Source organism: Oribacterium sp. oral taxon 102 (genome assembly GCF_013394775.1).
Classification (GTDB): Bacteria; Bacillota; Clostridia; order Lachnospirales; family Lachnospiraceae; genus Oribacterium.
In genome coordinates this window covers 2,097,678-2,115,000 of the sequence record NZ_JABXYT010000001.1, presented here as the reverse complement: position 1 = coordinate 2,115,000, position 17,323 = coordinate 2,097,678, and the positions used below count along the sequence as shown (strand labels likewise).

The window sequence follows — 17,323 nt, the reverse complement described above, 5'->3', positions numbered from 1 at the left end:
AAGGAAAGGTGAAAAGAACCGAGGGATCGGAGTGAAAGAGAACCTGAAACCCTATGTTTACAAGCTGTGGAACACCGAAAGGTGAACCGCGTACTTTTTGTAGAACGGTCCGGCGAGTTATATATACTGGCAAGGTTAAGGGCTTAAGGCCTGAAGCCGAAGCGAGAGCAAGTCTTAAGAGGGCGTAAAGTCAGTAGGTATAGACCCGAAACCGGGTGACCTATCCATGTCCAGGATGAAGCTAAAGTAAAATTTGGTGGAGGTCCGAACACACATCCGTTGAAAAGGGTGGTGATGAGGTGTGGATAGCGGAGAAATTCCAATCGAACCCGGAGATAGCTGGTTCTCCTCGAAATAGCTTTAGGGCTAGCCTCGTGGTAAAGTCTTATGCAGGTAGAGCACTGAATTCTTGAGGGGGCGTCAAAGTCTACCAATAGATATCAAACTGCGAATGGCATGAAGATATACACGGGAGTCAGACTGCGGGATATAAATTCCGTAGTCAAAAGGGAAACAGCCCAGATCTACAGCTAAGGTCCCCAAGTGCATGTTAAGTGGTAAAGGATGTGGGATTTCACAGACAACTAGGATGTTGGCTCAGAAGCAGCCACACATTCAAAGAGTGCGTAATAGCTCACTAGTCGAGAGGTCCTGCGCCGAAAATTAACGGGGCTGAAACATGACACCGAAGCTTAGGGATGACGAAAGTCATCGGTAGAGGAGCATTGAAAGCTCACAGAAGCGGTACCGGAAGGAGCCGTGGAGGGCTTTGAAGAGAGAATGCCGGAATGAGTAGCGAGATGGAGGTGGGAATCCTCCAGGCCGAATATCTAAGGTTTCCAGGGTAAAGCTGATCTGCCCTGGGTAAGTCGGGGCCTAAGGCGAGGCTGAGAAGCGTAGCCGATGGACAACTGGTTTAGATTCCAGTACCTTACTGTATCAGAACTGTGGGGACACATGGAGGAGGAGAGAGCCGGGAAAGAAAAGACCGGTGCAAGCGTGGGAGGAGCCAGGCAGGAAAAGCCGTCTGGCAATCCGAGGACGCGATGCGGAGCGAAGAAAAGTAGCGAAGCTCTCAGAGTCCGTGGCGAGAAAAGCCGCTATTGTGTACAGTAAGCCCGTACCGCAAACCGACACAGGCAGATGAGGAGAGAATCCTAAGGCCGGCGGGAGAAGCATTGTTAAGGAACTCGGCAAAATGACCCCGTAACTTCGGGAGAAGGGGCGCCCACGAGAGTGGGCCGCAGAGAAAAGGCTCAAGCAACTGTTTAGCAAAAACACAGGTCTATGCGAAACCGTAAGGTAAAGTATATGGGCTGACGCCTGCCCGGTGCTGGAAGGTTAAGAGGAGAGGTTAGCGAAAGCGAAGCTTTGAATTGAAGCCCCAGTAAACGGCGGCCGTAACTATAACGGTCCTAAGGTAGCGAAATTCCTTGTCGGGTAAGTTCCGACCCGCACGAAAGGCGTAATGATTTGAGCGCTGTCTCAACAATGCACCCGGTGAAATTGAAGTGCCAGTGAAGATGCTGGTTACCCGCGCCAGGACGGAAAGACCCCATGGAGCTTTACTCCAGCTTGACACTGGGATTCGGTAGTGAATGCACAGGATAGGTGGGAGACTAAGAAGGAAGAACTTCGGTTTTTCCGGAGTCGCTGTTGGGATACCACCCTTTTGCTATTGGATTTCTAACCGGGAGCCGTGAACCGGCACCGGGACACTGTCAGGCGGGGAGTTTGACTGGGGCGGTCGCCTCCGAAAGGGTATCGGAGGCGCTCAAAGGTTCCCTCATAATGGTTGGAAACCATTAGAAGAGTGCAAAGGCAGAAGGGAGCCTGACTGCGAGGGTGACGGCCCGAGCAGAGTAGAAATACGGACTTAGTGATCCGGTGGTATGAAAGTGGGATTGCCATCGCTCAACGGATAAAAGCTACCCTGGGGATAACAGGCTGATCTCCCCCAAGAGTTCACATCGACGGGGAGGTTTGGCACCTCGATGTCGGCTCATCGCATCCTGGGGCTGAAGTCGGTCCCAAGGGTTGGGCTGTTCGCCCATTAAAGCGGTACGCGAGCTGGGTTCAGAACGTCGTGAGACAGTTCGGTCCCTATCCGGCGCGGGCGCAGGAGATTTGAGAGGAGCTGTCCTTAGTACGAGAGGACCGGGATGGACTGACCTCTGGTGGACCTGTTGGGAATCAATCCCATAGCAGGGTAGCCAAGTCGGGGAAGGATAAACGCTGAAGGCATCTAAGCGTGAAGCCTGCCTCAAGATGAGATCTCCCATCGAAAGAGTAAGACCCCTTAGAGAGAATGAGGTAGATAGGGCTGAGGTGTAAGTGCTGCAAAGCATTCAGCTGACAGCTACTAATAGGTCGAGGGCTTATCCAATGTGGAGATGTTTCGCTGGATACAGGATGAATATGCAGGTATGTGGTTTTCAAGGCACGAAAATAAGATGAATTTTCGAAACCTCGTTTGGCGGAGACGCCAGACGAGGCTTTTTTTGAAAATTTATTAGCAATCGATATTGAAGAGTGCTAGCAACCGTGCTATACTACTCGACAGATTCATTTCTGCTCCCCCTAACTTTGATCGGGGGAGTCACGTGGATGATCGCGGGTCGAAGACCTGCGATGCCCCTCTGGCGAGGATTGCGTACAGTTCGAATTACAAGGGACTGTGCGGCCCCTCCGGTGAGGAGAGCTTTGAGCGGTTCAGGGAAATCGCTTGCGATTGCTTTTTTCAGAGAAAAGAAATAAAGCTTTGACAGAAACAGGAGGCAGACATGGCAGGAAAAGGAACATTATCAATTCATTCGGAGAATATTTTCCCGATTATCAAGAAATGGATGTATTCGGATCAGGATATCTTCGTGAGAGAGCAGATCTCCAATGCGTGCGATGCGGTGACGAAGCTGCAGAAGCTCTCCCTGATCGGCGAGTGGGAGAAGCCCGAGGACTATAAGGGGCGGATCGACGTGACGGTCGATACGGAGAAGAAAACCCTGACCTTTACCGACAATGGAATCGGGATGACAGAGGAGGAGGTCGAGAAGTATATCAACCAGATCGCCTTCTCCGGTGCGACCGACTTTATCGAGAAATATAAGGATAAGGCGAATGACGAGCAGATTATCGGACACTTCGGGCTGGGCTTCTATTCCGCCTTCATGGTGGCAGACCTTGTGACGATCGACACGCTGTCCTATCAGAAGGACGCGGTTCCGGTGCATTGGGAGTGTGACGGCGGTACGGACTATACGATGTCGAAGGGGACGCGGGCATCGCACGGAACCAGCATTACCCTGCATTTGAATGATGATTGCCTGAAATACAGCAACGAGTGGGAGCTTCGAACTGTCATAGACAAGTATTCCTCCTTCATGCCGGTAGAAATCTACCTCACGAAGCTGCCGAAGGACAGCATGACGATCAAAGCTTCAGAGAAGCGGGAGGACGATGTCGTATTAGAGGAAATTCCGGAGAAGACAGAAAAGGATGCGGATGGCAAGGAGAGGAAGATCGAGGCGGAGCTTCGGATCGAGAAGCGTCCGGAGCTGATGAATGAGATTCACCCGCTGTGGACGAAGAATCCGAGCGAGTGTAGCCGGGAGGAGTATCTCGACTTCTACCGAAAGGTTTTCCACGACTACAAGGAGCCCCTGTTCTGGATCCACCTGAATATGGACTATCCGTATAATCTCAAGGGTATCCTTTACTTCCCGAAGATCAATATGGAATATGAGTCCATTGAGGGCACCATCAAGCTTTACAATAATCAGGTGTTTATCGCGGATAATATCAAGGAGGTCATTCCGGAGTATCTGATGCTTTTGAAGGGCGTCATCGACTGCCCGGATATCCCGCTGAACGTTTCCCGCTCCCAGCTGCAGAATGACGGCTTCGTGAAGAAGATTTCTGATTATATCACGAAGAAGGTAGCGGACAAGCTTTCCGGAATGTGCAGGACAGATCGCGAGAACTACGAGAAGTATTGGGATGATATCGCGCCGTTCATCAAGTACGGTTGTCTCCGCGACCGGAAGTTCTGTGAGAAAATGACGGACTACATCCTCTTCAAGGATCTGGACGGCAAGTACCTTGCGCTGCCGGAGTGCCTCGAGGTGAAGCCGATCGACAATGAGAAGAAGGAGGACGAGACGAGCGCGGAGGAAGGTGACGGGAACGAGGCTCCGGCAGAGGAAAAGACAGAGCCGGAGAAGCAGGAGAAGGCAGAAGAGGAGCCGGAGAAGAATAAGACGATTTATTATGTGACCGATCCGGTGCAGCAGAGCCAGTATATCAAGCTCTTCCGCGAGGCAGGGAAGACTGCGGTGGTTCTGCCGGAGAAGATCGACCAGCCGTTTATCTCTGAGCTGGAGGCGAAGAACGAGGGGGTTCATTTCAAGCGGATTGATGCGGATCTGGAGTCGGAGTTCAAGGCAGAGAGCTCCGAGGAGGAGGAAAAGACGCTGACGGAGAAGGCGGAGAGTCTGCAGAAGTATATGAGGACGCTGCCGGGACTCTCGAAGCTGCAGGTGAAGCTCCAGCGCATGAGCTCCGACCGTACTGCCGCGATGCTTTCCGTTTCGGAGGAGTCCCGCCGCATGAACGATATGATGAAGATGTACGCGATGCAGGGAATGCCGATGGGAGATATGGCAGTTGAGGAGACGCTGCTTTTGAATACCGCGCATCCGCTGGTACAGTATCTGATGACACAGGAGGAGAGCGAGACGACGAGGCTGATCGCAGAGCAGCTCTATGATCTCGCGAAGCTGCAGCAGGCGCCGCTCGGTGCGGACGCGATGGCGAAGTTTATCGAGAGAAGCAATGCACTTCTGCTCAAAATGACGAAGTGAGTCTGCCGGACTTGACGTGCCCGCATTGTTCATCTATAATGCAGGGGTCACAGGGAGACGCTTCGATTGCACTTTGAGGGAAAAGGATGAATCTTGAGATGCATTTCGCGAAATACGGAAGGAAGCCATCGGTTAGATTATTCTTTTTTGGCGCGGGGATCGCGCATGGTGCAGAAGAGTATTCCTGTTGTATTGAAATATCATAATATCCAAGGGGGAGTGGCTTTGTGCCGCTCCCCCTTTATGCTGTATAAGCGGATATTTTATACAGTGCGCTGTGTTTTTGATAAGGGAAAGAAGCAATCGCAAGCGATTGCCTAAAACTGCGCAAAGCTCTCCTCGCCGGAGGGGCAGCACAGTCCTTCGAACTGCGCAAAGCCGCGTGGCTCCCTCAATCTTTGACCGGGGGCAGAAAGGAGTCTTGGATGAAAAAAATTGCAGTCATTATGGGGAGTGATTCGGATCTCCCGATCGTAGAGAGAGGGATAGAGGTACTCCGGAGCTATGACGTGCCCTTCGAGGTACATGTGTATTCTGCGCACAGGACGCCGGAGGAGGCACGCGCCTTCGCAAGATCGGCGAGAGCACAGGGCTTCGGCGTGCTGCTCTGTGCCGCAGGAATGGCAGCACACCTTGCCGGCGCGATCGCGGCGAATACGACGCTTCCCGTCATCGGACTTCCTTGCAGCGGTAAGGTGCTGGAGGGTATGGACGCGCTTCTGTCCACAGTGATGATGCCGCCGGGGATCCCTGTGGCAACGGTGGGGGTCGATACCGCGAAGAATGCGGCGCTGCTTGCGATCGAGATCCTCGCGGTGACGGATGAGAGGCTCGCGGAAAAGCTGGATATAGAGCGGGCGGAGAATCATGAGAAGATTCTCGCGAAGGATGCGGAGCTCAGCGCACGCTTCCGGAGCGGAGCGGGCAGTACAGCTCTGCGGTAAAATGCGCGGCGCCTGCGATCCGAGACCGCAGGCAGATAAGGCAGGAAAGCGTTTCGGGAGAGGGACGGCGCGCCGGCAGACGGCAGCGGACAGACGCCGGAGCATCCGGCGGGAGGGAGAGAGAGAAAATGAAGAGCTACAGCGAGGCATATAAGGAGGCGGGCGTAGATATTACCGCGGGCTATCGTTCAGTGGAGCTGATGAAGCAGTATGTGGCGCAGACGATGACGGCGGGCGTCGTGTCCGGACTCGGAGGCTTCGGCGGGCTGTTCGAGCTGCCGGCGGGCTATCGGAAGCCGGTGCTCGTGTCCGGAACCGACGGCGTAGGCACGAAGCTCAAGTTATCGTTCCTGCTGGAGAAGTATGACACCGTCGGCATTGACTGCGTTGCAATGTGCGTGAATGACGTGATTTGCTGCGGGGCGAAGCCGCTGTTCTTCCTGGACTATATCGCCTGCGGCAGGAATGTCCCGGAGCGGATCGCAGAGATCGTGAAGGGGGTCGCAGCGGGCTGCGTGCAGGCGGGCTCCGCGCTGATCGGAGGAGAGACGGCGGAGATGCCTGGCTTTTATCCGGAGGACGAATATGACCTTGCCGGCTTCTCGGTGGGAATCGTGGAGAAGGATCGGATCATCGATAACCGTGCCATGCAGGCAGGAGACGTCATTCTCGCGCTGCCGTCCAGCGGCGTGCACAGCAATGGCTTCTCCCTCGTTCGGCGGGTATTCGACATTGACCATATCACGAGGGAGGAGGCGGAACGCCCAATCGAAGCGCTCGGCGGCAGGGGACTCGGCGAAACGCTGCTTACACCGACCATGATCTATGTGAAGCCGGTGCTTTCTCTGCTGGAGCGCGTGTCGGTAAAGGGCATCAGCCATATCACCGGCGGCGGCTTCTATGAGAATATTCCGAGATCCATTCCCGACGGGCTCGGTGCGGAGATCCGTATGAAAGAGGTGCGGGTGCTTCCTATCTTCAGGCTGATTCAGGAGCGGGGCGGCATTTCCACCCGCGATATGTATAATACCTATAATATGGGTGTCGGAATGTCGGTTGTGGTGCCGAAGGAATCCGAGGCGGAGGCGCTCCGCATCCTTCGGGAGAGCGGCGTGGAGGCCTATCGGCTCGGAGAGATCACGGTATCCGAGGAGAAGCTGAGGCTGCTGTAGAAGGGAGGAAGGATGATGAGCTATCAGAGACAGGAGCTGGGAAAGCTTCTCGCGGGGAACCGTTATCCGGGGCGCGGCATCGTGATCGGCGCTTCACAGGACGGCAGAAGGATCGTATCGGCGTACTTCATCATGGGGCGTTCCGCGAATTCCCGAAACAGGGTCTTCGTTTCGGAGGGGGAGACACTCACGATCTATCCGGCAGACAGTACGAAGGTCGAGGATCCGAGCTTGATTATTTACTCGCCGATCCGGCGTCTTTCAGACAATCTGATCGTGACGAACGGCGATCAGACGGATACGATCTATGATTTCCTGAGGGAGGGCAATACCTTCGAGGAGGCGCTGGAGACGAGGCGCTTCGAGCCGGATGCTCCGAACTGGACGCCGCGGATTTCTGCGCTGGTGGATTTGTCCGGGACGGAGTACCGGATGTCGATTCTGAAGGCGGAGGATGCGGAGGGAACGGACTGCGTGAGATACAGCTACCAGTATCAGATGCAGGCAGGACTTGGACATTTCCTCCATACCTATCAGCAGGACGGCGATCCGCTTCCGAGCTTCTCGGGAGAGCCGGAACGGGTCATGCTGCCGGATTCGGCGAGGAAGCTTGCCGACGAGATCTGGGAGAATCTGGATCCGGATAACAAGATTGCCCTCTTTGTCCGCTACACGGATCGGGAGAGCGGCGAGCGGGAGGATGTGCTTGTGAATCGATATGAGAGGGTGGACTGAGATGAAGGAATTTGAATTAAAGTATGGCTGCAATCCGAATCAGAAGCCGGCGCGTCTGTTTATGCGCGGGGGGCAGGAGCTCCCGTTTGAGATCCTGAACGGAAAGCCCGGTTATATCAATTTTCTGGATGCCCTGAATGCATGGCAGCTCGTGAAGGAGCTCAGGGAGGTGACGGACCTGCCTGCCGCAGCGAGCTTCAAGCATGTCTCCCCGACCGGTGCGGCGGTCGGCAGGGTGCTGCCGGAACGATTGCGCCGGGCATGCTTTGTGGAGGATATCGAGGGACTCGCAGAGAGTCCGCTGGCCTGTGCCTACGCGCGTGCGCGGGGGACGGACCGGATGTCCAGCTTCGGGGACTTCATTGCCCTCTCTGACTGCTGTGATCTAACGACTGCGCGGCTGATCCACAGGGAGGTTTCGGACGGCGTGATTGCGCCGGATTACACCGAGGAGGCGCTTATGCTGCTTAGGACGAAGAAGAAGGGCGGCTACAACATTATCCGTATTGCCCCGGACTATGTACCCGAGGAGCTGGAGCAGAAGCAGGTCTACGGCGTTAGCTTCGAGCAGAGGAGAAACGACTGCCGGATTACGGAGGAGGCGTTCTCCAATATTGTTTCCAGGAATCGGACGCTTACGGAGGAAGCGCGCCTGAATCTGACCGTGGCGCTCATTACTCTGAAATATACCCAGTCCAATTCAGTCTGCTTCGCGGAGGACGGGCAGGCGATCGGCGTCGGCGCAGGGCAGCAGTCCCGGATTCACTGCACGCGGCTCGCCGGGAACAAGGCGGATCTCTGGCACCTCCGGCAGTCAGATAAGGTGCTCGCGCTTCCGTTCCGGGAGGGGCTCCGGCGGGCGGATCGGGATAATACGATAGACCTTTACCTGTCTCCGGACTATAGGGATGTCCTCGCGGACGGCGTGTGGGAGAACTACTTCACCGAGAAGCCGGAGGTCTTTTCCAAAGAGGAGCAGAGGGAATATCTGTCGAAGCTCAGCGGCGTTGCCTGCGGCTCCGATGCCTTCTTCCCATTTGGCGACAACATTGAGAGAGCGAGAAAGTCCGGTGTGAGCTATGTGGCGGAGCCGGGCGGCTCGATCCGGGATGACAACGTGATTGAGACGGCGGACAAGTACGGCATGCTGGTCTGCTTCACAGGGATGCGGTTGTTCCATCATTGAGAACGGAATACGCGGAGTAGCGCGCTCCATGCGGATAGGAGAGAGGGAAATGAAGGCAAAAACGAGGATCGCGGTGCTGGTGTCCGGAGGCGGAACCAATCTGCAGGCACTGATTGATGCCGAACGGCGCGGAGAGCTCCCGGATGGGGAGCTGTGTCTCGTCGTCGGCTCCCGAGAGGGGATCTATGCGCTGGAGCGTGCCGGGAGAGCGGGGATCGAAACCGCAGTGGTGCGGAAGGATGAGGTGAGGCTCCGCGAGCTGCTGCAGGAGAAGGGGATCGAGCTCGTCATTCTTGCCGGATATCTCACGATCCTGTCCGAGGAATTCACGAGGAGCTATGCGAACCGTATCATCAACATCCACCCGTCCCTGATTCCGAGCTTCTGCGGCAAGGGCTTCTATGGGAAGAAGGTGCATGAGGCGGCGCTCCGCTATGGCGTCAAGGTGAGCGGCGCGACGGTGCACCTCGTCAATGAGGTGCCGGACGGCGGACGGATCCTCATGCAGAAGGCGGTGGAGGTTTTGGAGGGAGATACCCCGGAGACGCTGCAGCGGCGGGTCATGGAGGAGGCGGAGTGGAAGCTGCTTCCGCAGGCGGCGGAGCTGATGAGCAGGGCACTGAGAGAGGGGAGAGCATGAAGATAGCTGTGATAGGCGGAGGCGGCAGGGAGCACGCCATCCTCCGCGCCTTGAAAAAGAATCGGTCGGTGGAGACGGTCTATGCGATCCCGGGAAACGGCGGGATGGCGGAGGAGGCAGTCTGCGTCCCGGAGTACCGTGCCTCAGATGTGGAGGGCATCGTCCGCTTCTGCAGGGAACGGGCGGTGAACTATGTCGTCGTGGCACCGGATGATCCGCTGGTGCTCGGCATGGTGGACGCGCTGGAGGAAGCCGGTATTCCGGCGTTCGGACCGCGGAAGGATGCAGCGATCCTCGAGGGCTCGAAGGTTTTCTCGAAGAACCTGATGAAGAAGTACGGTATCCCGACGGCAGCCTATGAGGCATTCACTGAGCTGGATGCGGCGCTTCGCTATGCGTCGCATTGTCCGATTCCGGCTGTGATCAAGGCGGACGGGCTGGCACTCGGGAAGGGCGTCATTATCGCGATGACCAGATCGGAGGCGGTCGAGGGTGTCCGTACCATCATGGCGGAGAAGAAATTCGGACATTCGGGAGATCGGATCGTGATCGAGGAATATCTCGAGGGACCGGAGGTTTCTGTGCTGTCCTTCACAGACGGCACAGAGCTCGTGCCGATGGTTTCCTCTATGGATCACAAGCGGGCGCTGGATGGGGATCAGGGGCTTAATACCGGCGGGATGGGAACCGTTGCGCCGAATCCGTTTTATACGGAGGAGGTCGCGAAGGAGTGCATGGAGCGGATTTTCCTGCCGACGGTTCGGGCGATGAATGCGGAGGGCAGAAGCTTCCGCGGCTGTCTCTATTTCGGGCTGATGCTGACGAAGGACGGGCCGAAGGTCATCGAGTACAACTGCCGCTTCGGGGATCCGGAGACACAGGTCGTGCTGCCGCTGCTCGATTCGGATCTGCTGACGATCCTTAGGGCGTGTACGGAGGGAAGGCTTGCCGGCACAGAGATTCGCTGGAAGTCAGAGAGCGCATGCTGTATCGTAGCGGCATCCGGAGGCTATCCGCAGGCCTATCGTTCGGGCTATGAGATCAGCGGGCTCTCCGGCTGTGAGAATGTCTATATCGCGGGGGCGGAGCGGAAGGACGGGAAGCTCCTGACGAGCGGCGGACGTGTGCTCGGCGTCGTGCGGACAGCAGAGACGCTGGAGCGGGCGATCAAGCTGGCATACGAGGATATGGAGAGGATCCACTTCACGGATATGCATTACCGTCGGGATATCGGACAGAGAGCGCTGCGGGCAGGAAGGGGAGAGTGAGCTATGGTAAATCGGGTTTATGTAGAGAAGCGGGAGGGGCTGCGGCATACCGCGGAGCATCTCCTGCATGACATTCGCAGCAATCTCCGGATAGAGAGCCTTCTGGGGATCCGGCTCTTCAACCGCTACGACGTAGAGGGGCTGGATCGGGCGGGCTTCGAGAGAGCGGTTCGTCTGGTGCTTTCCGAGCCGCAGCTGGACGAGGTCTTCTCCGCGCTTCCGGACTGCGGAGGGACCGTGATCGCAGTGGAGTATCTCCCCGGACAGTATGACCAGAGAGCCGATTCCGCGGAGCAGTGTATCCAGATTCTGACGCAGGGGGAGCGGCCGCGTGTCCGGACGGCGAGGATATACTGCCTTTTCGGCGCGCTTTCGGAGACAGAGCTTGCTCAGATCAGACACTATCTGATCAATCCGGTGGAGGCGAGAGAGGCGTCGCTCGAGGCACTTGAGACGTTGGATCTTCCGTATACGGTTCCTACGGAGGTGGAGACCCTCACCGGCTTCCTTGACTATGACGAGGCGGCGCTTTCCCGCTTCCTCGGGGAGCTGGGACTCGCGATGGATCTGGACGATCTCCGCTTCTGTCAGCAGTACTTCCGCTCCGAGCACCGGGATCCGACCATCACGGAGCTTAGGATGATTGATACCTATTGGTCGGATCACTGCCGCCATACGACCTTCCTTACTACGATCGACAGGGTGCGGTTCGAGGATGAGACACTGGAGAGGGCGTGGAAGCGATATCTCTCGGTGAGGGAGGAGCTTCATCGGACGAAGGCTATCAATCTGATGGACATCGGCACGATCGCGGCGAAGCTGCTTCGGCAGCAGGGAAAGCTTTCGAGGCTGGATGTGTCGGAGGAGATCAATGCCTGCACCGTGAAGATACGGGTGGAGGCGGATCGGAAGGAAGAGGATTGGCTGCTGCTCTTCAAGAACGAAACCCACAATCATCCGACGGAGATCGAGCCCTTCGGCGGCGCGGCAACCTGCATCGGCGGTGCGATCCGCGACCCGCTGTCCGGGCGTGCCTATGTATATCAGGCGATGCGCGTGACCGGTGCGGCGGATCCGACGGTTCCGGTACAGGAGACGATGGCGGGTAAGCTCCCGCAGCGGAAGCTCGTCATCACAGCGGCGGACGGCTACTCCTCCTACGGCAATCAGATCGGGCTCGCGACCGGGCTGGTGGACGAGATTTATCATCCGGGCTATGCGGCAAAGCGTATGGAGATCGGCGCGGTGATCGCAGCGGCTCCGGCGGAGAATGTGCGCAGGGAGCAGCCGCTTCCGGGCGACATTGTGATTCTGCTCGGCGGCAGAACCGGACGGGACGGTGTCGGCGGGGCGACCGGCTCCTCGAAGTCGCATAAGCTGGACTCGCTGGACAGCTGCGGTGCGGAGGTACAGAAGGGAAATGCGCCGGAGGAGCGGAAGCTGCAGCGGCTCTTCCGGAATCCGGCCGCCTCCCGCCTGATCAAGCGCTGCAATGACTTCGGTGCGGGCGGCGTTGCCGTCGCAATCGGCGAGCTTTCGGACGGATTGGAGATCGATCTGGACAAGGTGCCGAAGAAGTATGAGGGGCTGGACGGCACGGAGCTTGCGATCTCGGAGTCACAGGAGAGAATGGCGGTCGTGGTCAGTCCGGAGGATGAGGAAGCGTTTCTGCGCCTCGCGCATTCAGAGAATCTGGAAGCAACCCGTGTCGCGGAGGTAACAGACCGGAACCGGCTGGTAATGCGCTGGAACGGCAGGGTCATCCTCGATCTTTCCAGAGAGTTCCTGAGCAGCAACGGTGCGGAGAAGCATATAGAGATCGAAGCTGCTGCGCCGGAACGTACGGAAAGAGCGGCAGAGGGCAGCTTCACGGAGAATCTGGAGCGGCTTTCCCGGGATTTGAACGTCGTTTCGAAGCGGGGGCTTTCGGAACGCTTCGATTCCACGATCGGCGGCGGTACGGTGCTGATGCCCTTCGGCGGACGCTTTCAGCGGACGCCGGTGCAGGCAATGGCAGCACGTATTTCGATGGAACGGAAGCATACGGACACTGTATCGCTGATGTCCTACGGCTATAATCCGTTTTTGAGCGAAAAGGATCCGTACCGTGGGGCGTATCTTGCGGTTGTAGAGTCGGCGGCGAAGCTGATCGCGACCGGCGCTTCTCTCACGGATACCTACCTGAGCTTCCAGGAGTATTTCGGGAAGCCGGGACAGGACGGACGGAGATGGGGCGCGCCGCTCGCTTCCCTGCTCGGTGCGCTGGAAGCACAGCTCGATCTGGGGATCGCAGCGATCGGCGGCAAGGACTCAATGTCCGGCAGCTTCGAGCAGCTGGATGTCCCGCCGACCCTTGTTTCCTTCGCAGTCACGACAGCAGCTGTGCAGGAGGTACTCTCACCGGAGTACAAGGCGGCAGGTCATGCCGTCCTCTGGCTGCGTCCGGCGCAGGAGAACGGGCTCCCGAAAAAGGAATCACTGCTCGCTCTCTTTGCCCTCGTATACAGTCTGAATACGGAGGGGAAGCTTGCCTCGGTGTATACGCCGACCTACGGAGGGATCGCGGAGGCAGTGCTGAAGCAGTGCATGGGAAATGGCTTCGGCTTCTGCTTCGCTCCCTCCCTTTCGAGGGAGGACATCTTCTCGTATCAGTACGGCTCCTTCCTGCTGGAGCTCACGGATGCTGCGGACAGAGACCGGATCTACAGCGCAGGGCTCAGGGAGCGCGGGATAATCGCGGCTGACCTCGGAACCGTTACAGAGGAGCCGATGCTCTGCTACAATGCAGAGAGCCTCACGCTCTCCACACTCGCGGAGAACTATGAGGGACGGCTGGAGCAGGTCTTCCCCTGCAACACACTGGGACAGGGGGATGGAAGCCCTTCCTCTGTTCCGGAGATTCCGGAGCAGAGCACAGAGGAATGGCAGGCACCTGCGGTTTCCTGCGTGAAGCCAAGGGTTCTGATCCCGGTCTTCCCGGGCAGCAACTGCGAGTACGATTCCGTGAGGGCGGCAAGAGACGCAGGGCTTGCGCCGGAGATCGTCGTCGTCAGGAATCTGACGAGCCGGGATATTCAGGATTCCATTGCGGAGATCGCGGGGAAGCTTCGGGAGGCACAGATTCTCTTCATTCCGGGCGGCTTCTCCGGCGGAGACGAGCCGGATGGCAGCGCGAAGTTCATCACCTCCTTCTTCCGAAATGATACGGTTCGACAGGCAACGATGGAGCTGCTTCAGAGCCGGGACGGGCTGCTCCTCGGCATCTGCAACGGCTTCCAGGCGTTGATCAAGCTCGGGCTCGTTCCCTACGGAGAGATCCGGGATACGGATGTGCACTGCCCGACGCTTACCTTTAACACGATCGGACGTCATCAGTCGAAGATCGTGCGGACGCGTGTCGTTTCCAATATGAGTCCGTGGCTGATGAATACGGAGCCGGGCGAGGTTTACAGCACGGCGATCTCTCATGGCGAGGGACGTTTCCTCTGTGAGGAGACACTGTTCCGGGAGCTCGCAGCGAACGGTCAGATCGCGACGCAGTATGCGGATCTTTCCGGCAGAGCGACGATGGAACTGCAGTACAATCCGAACGGTTCCTTCCGGGCAGTGGAGGGCATCACCTCTCCGGACGGCCGTGTCTTCGGAAAGATGGGACATATCGAGCGGTGGCAGCCGGGGAACTTCAGGAATGTGCCGGGGAATTATGATATGAAGCTTTTCTGCTCCGCGAAGGAGTATTTCGAGTAAGGGGAAGCAGTGATTTTGCTTTTGCCGGCGCTGTCAAGGAAGTCTTTGGATTTTTGGACATTTTGGACAAAGTCTGGTACAATTGGGGAAGCGCCTAGGCGAAAGAGAGGAAGGGACAGATCCCCAGGGTGATGTTCCGGAATGATTTTCAGTAGAAGAGGGAGATGCGTTATGAAAAAAAGAAGTCCTTTGCCGTATGCCGTGCTGGCTGTCGGCATCATAGCGGCAGGCATACTGGGCTACCAGACCCGCTCTGCCAATGCGGTACCGGCAGATGCCGTGACAATGACCGCGGAGGCAGATGGCTTTGCAGGGCCGGTCAAGGTCTCGGTGACGGCGACGGCGGATAAGATCTATGCCGTCAAGGTGTTGGAGAATGGGGAGACGCAGGGCATCGGATCCAAGGCGATCGATCAGCTCCCGGGGGTCATTGTCGAGAAGAACAGCCTCGCGGTGGACGGGGTGAGCGGCGCGACCTTCACCTCCAATGCCATCAAGACTGCGGCAGCGGACGCGCTGCGGCAGGCAGGCTTCGATGCAGCGCGTTTCGGCGCGGAGCCGGTGCAGGCAGAGACGACGGCGGATACGGCGATGGAGATTCCGGCGGACGCAATCCGCGCAATCGGCGAAGCGCAGGGCAATAACGGACCGGTCAAGGTCGAAATTGTGGCGGATAAGGAGAAGATCTACTCTGTCAAGGTCACAGAGCATCAGGAAACCATGGGCATCGGGGACAAGGCGGCAGAGCAGCTTCCGGCTGCGATCGTCGCAGGGCAGAGCCTGCAGGTGGATGCCATATCCGGCGCGACCGTGACCTCCAATGCGATTCTCGAAGCGGTCAGGGCAGCGCTCGCCTCTGCCGGACTGGATGCATCGGTATTTGAGCATGCACCGCTCGTTTCCGGAGAGAAGGCGGACGATGTCGTATTGGATACCGATATCGTCATCATCGGTGCCGGCGGTGCAGGGATGACCGCAGCGATCGAGGCTGCCGATGCAGGGAAGAGGGTTATACTGCTGGAGAGTCAGTCTATGGTCGGCGGCAATTCCGTGCGGGCAACCGGCGGCATGAACGCAGCGGATACGATATGGCAGGATGAGAATGCCTTCGACGAGGCGGCAGGCGTGGAGAAGACGCTGAAAACCGCGGCGGAGAAGTATGCGGATAATGCAGAGATCACAGGTCTTGCGAAGACCGTGCAGGAGCAGTGGGACAGCTACCGGCTCGCACCGGACGGCTACTTCGATTCCGTGGAGCTGATGGAGCTGGATACGATGATCGGCGGCAAGGGGATCAATGATTTCACGCTTGTGAAGACATTGGCGGAAAACAGTGCCGGCGCGATCGGCTGGCTGGATACGATCGGCGCGGAGCTTCATAATGTCGGCTCCTTCGGCGGCGCTTCGGTAAAGCGCATTCACAGACCGGTCAACGCAGAGGGGAAGACCACTGCGGTAGGCGCGTATATGGTGCCGATTCTCGAGGAGAATGTCAAGAAACGGGAGAATATCAGCCTGCTGCTCTCCACTACGGCGGAGGAGATCCTTACCGACGGGAAGGGCGCGGCAGTCGGTGTGAAGGCGAGCGGCGAGACCGGGAATACGGTGACGATTCATGCCAAGGCGGTTGTGCTTACGACCGGCGGCTTCGGGGCAAACCTTAAGATGGTGGAGCAGTACAATCCGAAGCTCAAGGGCTTCATGACGACCAATGCGGCAGGTGCGCAGGGACAGGGGATCGTCATGGGCGAGAAGGCAGGTGCTGCCGTTGTGGATCTCGATCAGATCCAGATTCATCCGACGGTAGAGGCGAACAGCGCACACCTGATTACAGAGGGACTCCGCGGGGATGGTGCAATCCTCGTAAACAGCGAGGGAAAGCGCTTCATCGATGAGGTTGGAACCAGAGATGTGGTTTCCGCGGCGGAGATCGCGCAGCCGGGCTCCTTCGCATGGCTTGTGATCGACCAGAAGATGGCAGACAAGTCCGCCGTCATTCAGGGCTATATCAAGTCCGGCTATACCGTGACGGGAGAGGACGCGGCGAAGCTTGCTGCGGCAATGGGGGTAGACGGCGCGGCATTTTCGGAGACGCTTGACAGCTGGAATGGCTATGTAGCAGCGAAGCAGGATCCGGATTTCTCCCGCACGAGCTTCGCGGAGCCGCTGGAGGGCACACTCTACGCGATCAAGGTAATGCCGGGTATTCATCATACGATGGGCGGTCTCCGGATCAATACGAAGACCGAGGTGCTGAACGGTGAAGGACAGGCGATTGCCGGACTCTTCGCAGCCGGAGAGGTAACCGGAGGCGTACATGGCGCGAACCGTCTCGGCGGCAATGCTGTTTCGGATTTCACGGTATTCGGCAGGATCGCAGGAGAGAACGCGGCGAAGCTTGCAGGCTGACAGCAGAGAGGAGGATTTTAACAAGCCTCTATGGAAAGGAAGAACCTTCCGGTCTTATGGCTGGAGGGTTCTTCCTTTGTGAAATTTCTTTACAGCTCATTTTTTGCAACGGTTTGGGGAAACGTTGATGAAACCGGCAAAGTCACGTGCCATGAATAAAGCAGTGTTTCCTTAGCTAAGCTATTCGCAATTCTCTGTTACAGAAACAATTGCCATGAAATGGAATATCGAGCATGAAGAGCTGCTTAGCGGAACCATTACGCGTACGGCGTAACAGTGACTGAGTCACAGTGCGGCGGCTTTTTTTCTTATGGAAAGCCTGCTATAATTTTCACAAGAAATATACGAATTCAGGAAGCGAGT

Annotated in this window: 9 protein-coding genes and 1 rRNA gene (1 of these 10 running past the window's edge); all 10 read left to right on the top strand. The window is 57.3% G+C overall.

What is annotated here, in order from left to right; all coding sequences use genetic code 11:
- A 23S ribosomal RNA gene (locus HW273_RS09410) occupies positions 1–2,387 on the top strand; it begins 494 nt to the left of the window's first position.
- A 396-nt stretch (positions 2,388–2,783) separates the two neighbouring features.
- Positions 2,784–4,859: a molecular chaperone HtpG gene (htpG, locus tag HW273_RS09405; protein ID WP_179011823.1), complete on the top strand. Its 2,076-nt coding sequence runs from the start codon at positions 2,784–2,786 to the stop codon at positions 4,857–4,859.
- Positions 4,860–5,284: 425 nt separating this feature from the next.
- A complete protein-coding gene (gene purE / locus HW273_RS09400) occupies positions 5,285–5,803 on the top strand; it encodes a 5-(carboxyamino)imidazole ribonucleotide mutase (protein WP_179011821.1) in 519 nt (172 codons plus the stop codon).
- 128 nt (positions 5,804–5,931) lie between these two features.
- The gene (gene purM, locus HW273_RS09395; protein WP_179011819.1) at positions 5,932–6,975 is read left to right on the top strand and encodes a phosphoribosylformylglycinamidine cyclo-ligase; all 1,044 of its coding nucleotides are present in this window, start codon (positions 5,932–5,934) and stop codon (positions 6,973–6,975) included.
- A gap of 12 nt (positions 6,976–6,987) precedes the next feature.
- Positions 6,988–7,710 carry an IMP cyclohydrolase gene (locus tag HW273_RS09390; protein ID WP_243206781.1) on the top strand — a complete coding sequence of 241 codons (723 nt, stop codon included), beginning with the start codon at positions 6,988–6,990 and terminating at the stop codon, positions 7,708–7,710.
- A 1-nt stretch (position 7,711) separates the two neighbouring features.
- Entirely contained in the window at positions 7,712–8,896 is a 1,185-nt protein-coding gene (locus HW273_RS09385; RefSeq protein ID WP_179011817.1) for a phosphoribosylaminoimidazolecarboxamide formyltransferase, read from the top strand.
- 49 nt (positions 8,897–8,945) lie between these two features.
- Entirely contained in the window at positions 8,946–9,536 is a 591-nt protein-coding gene (gene purN / locus HW273_RS09380) for a phosphoribosylglycinamide formyltransferase (RefSeq protein WP_179011815.1), read from the top strand.
- Positions 9,533–10,804 (top strand): phosphoribosylamine--glycine ligase, encoded by a 1,272-nt coding sequence (gene purD, locus HW273_RS09375; RefSeq protein WP_179011813.1) that lies wholly within the window; start codon positions 9,533–9,535, stop codon positions 10,802–10,804. Before purN ends, purD begins: the two co-directional genes overlap by 4 nt.
- A gap of 3 nt (positions 10,805–10,807) precedes the next feature.
- Positions 10,808–14,551: a phosphoribosylformylglycinamidine synthase gene (locus HW273_RS09370; protein WP_179011811.1), complete on the top strand. Its 3,744-nt coding sequence runs from the start codon at positions 10,808–10,810 to the stop codon at positions 14,549–14,551.
- Positions 14,552–14,722: 171 nt separating this feature from the next.
- Positions 14,723–16,960, top strand: coding sequence for a flavocytochrome c (locus HW273_RS09365; RefSeq protein WP_179011809.1), 2,238 nt, complete (start codon positions 14,723–14,725; stop codon positions 16,958–16,960).
- Positions 16,961–17,323 lie beyond the last annotated feature (363 nt).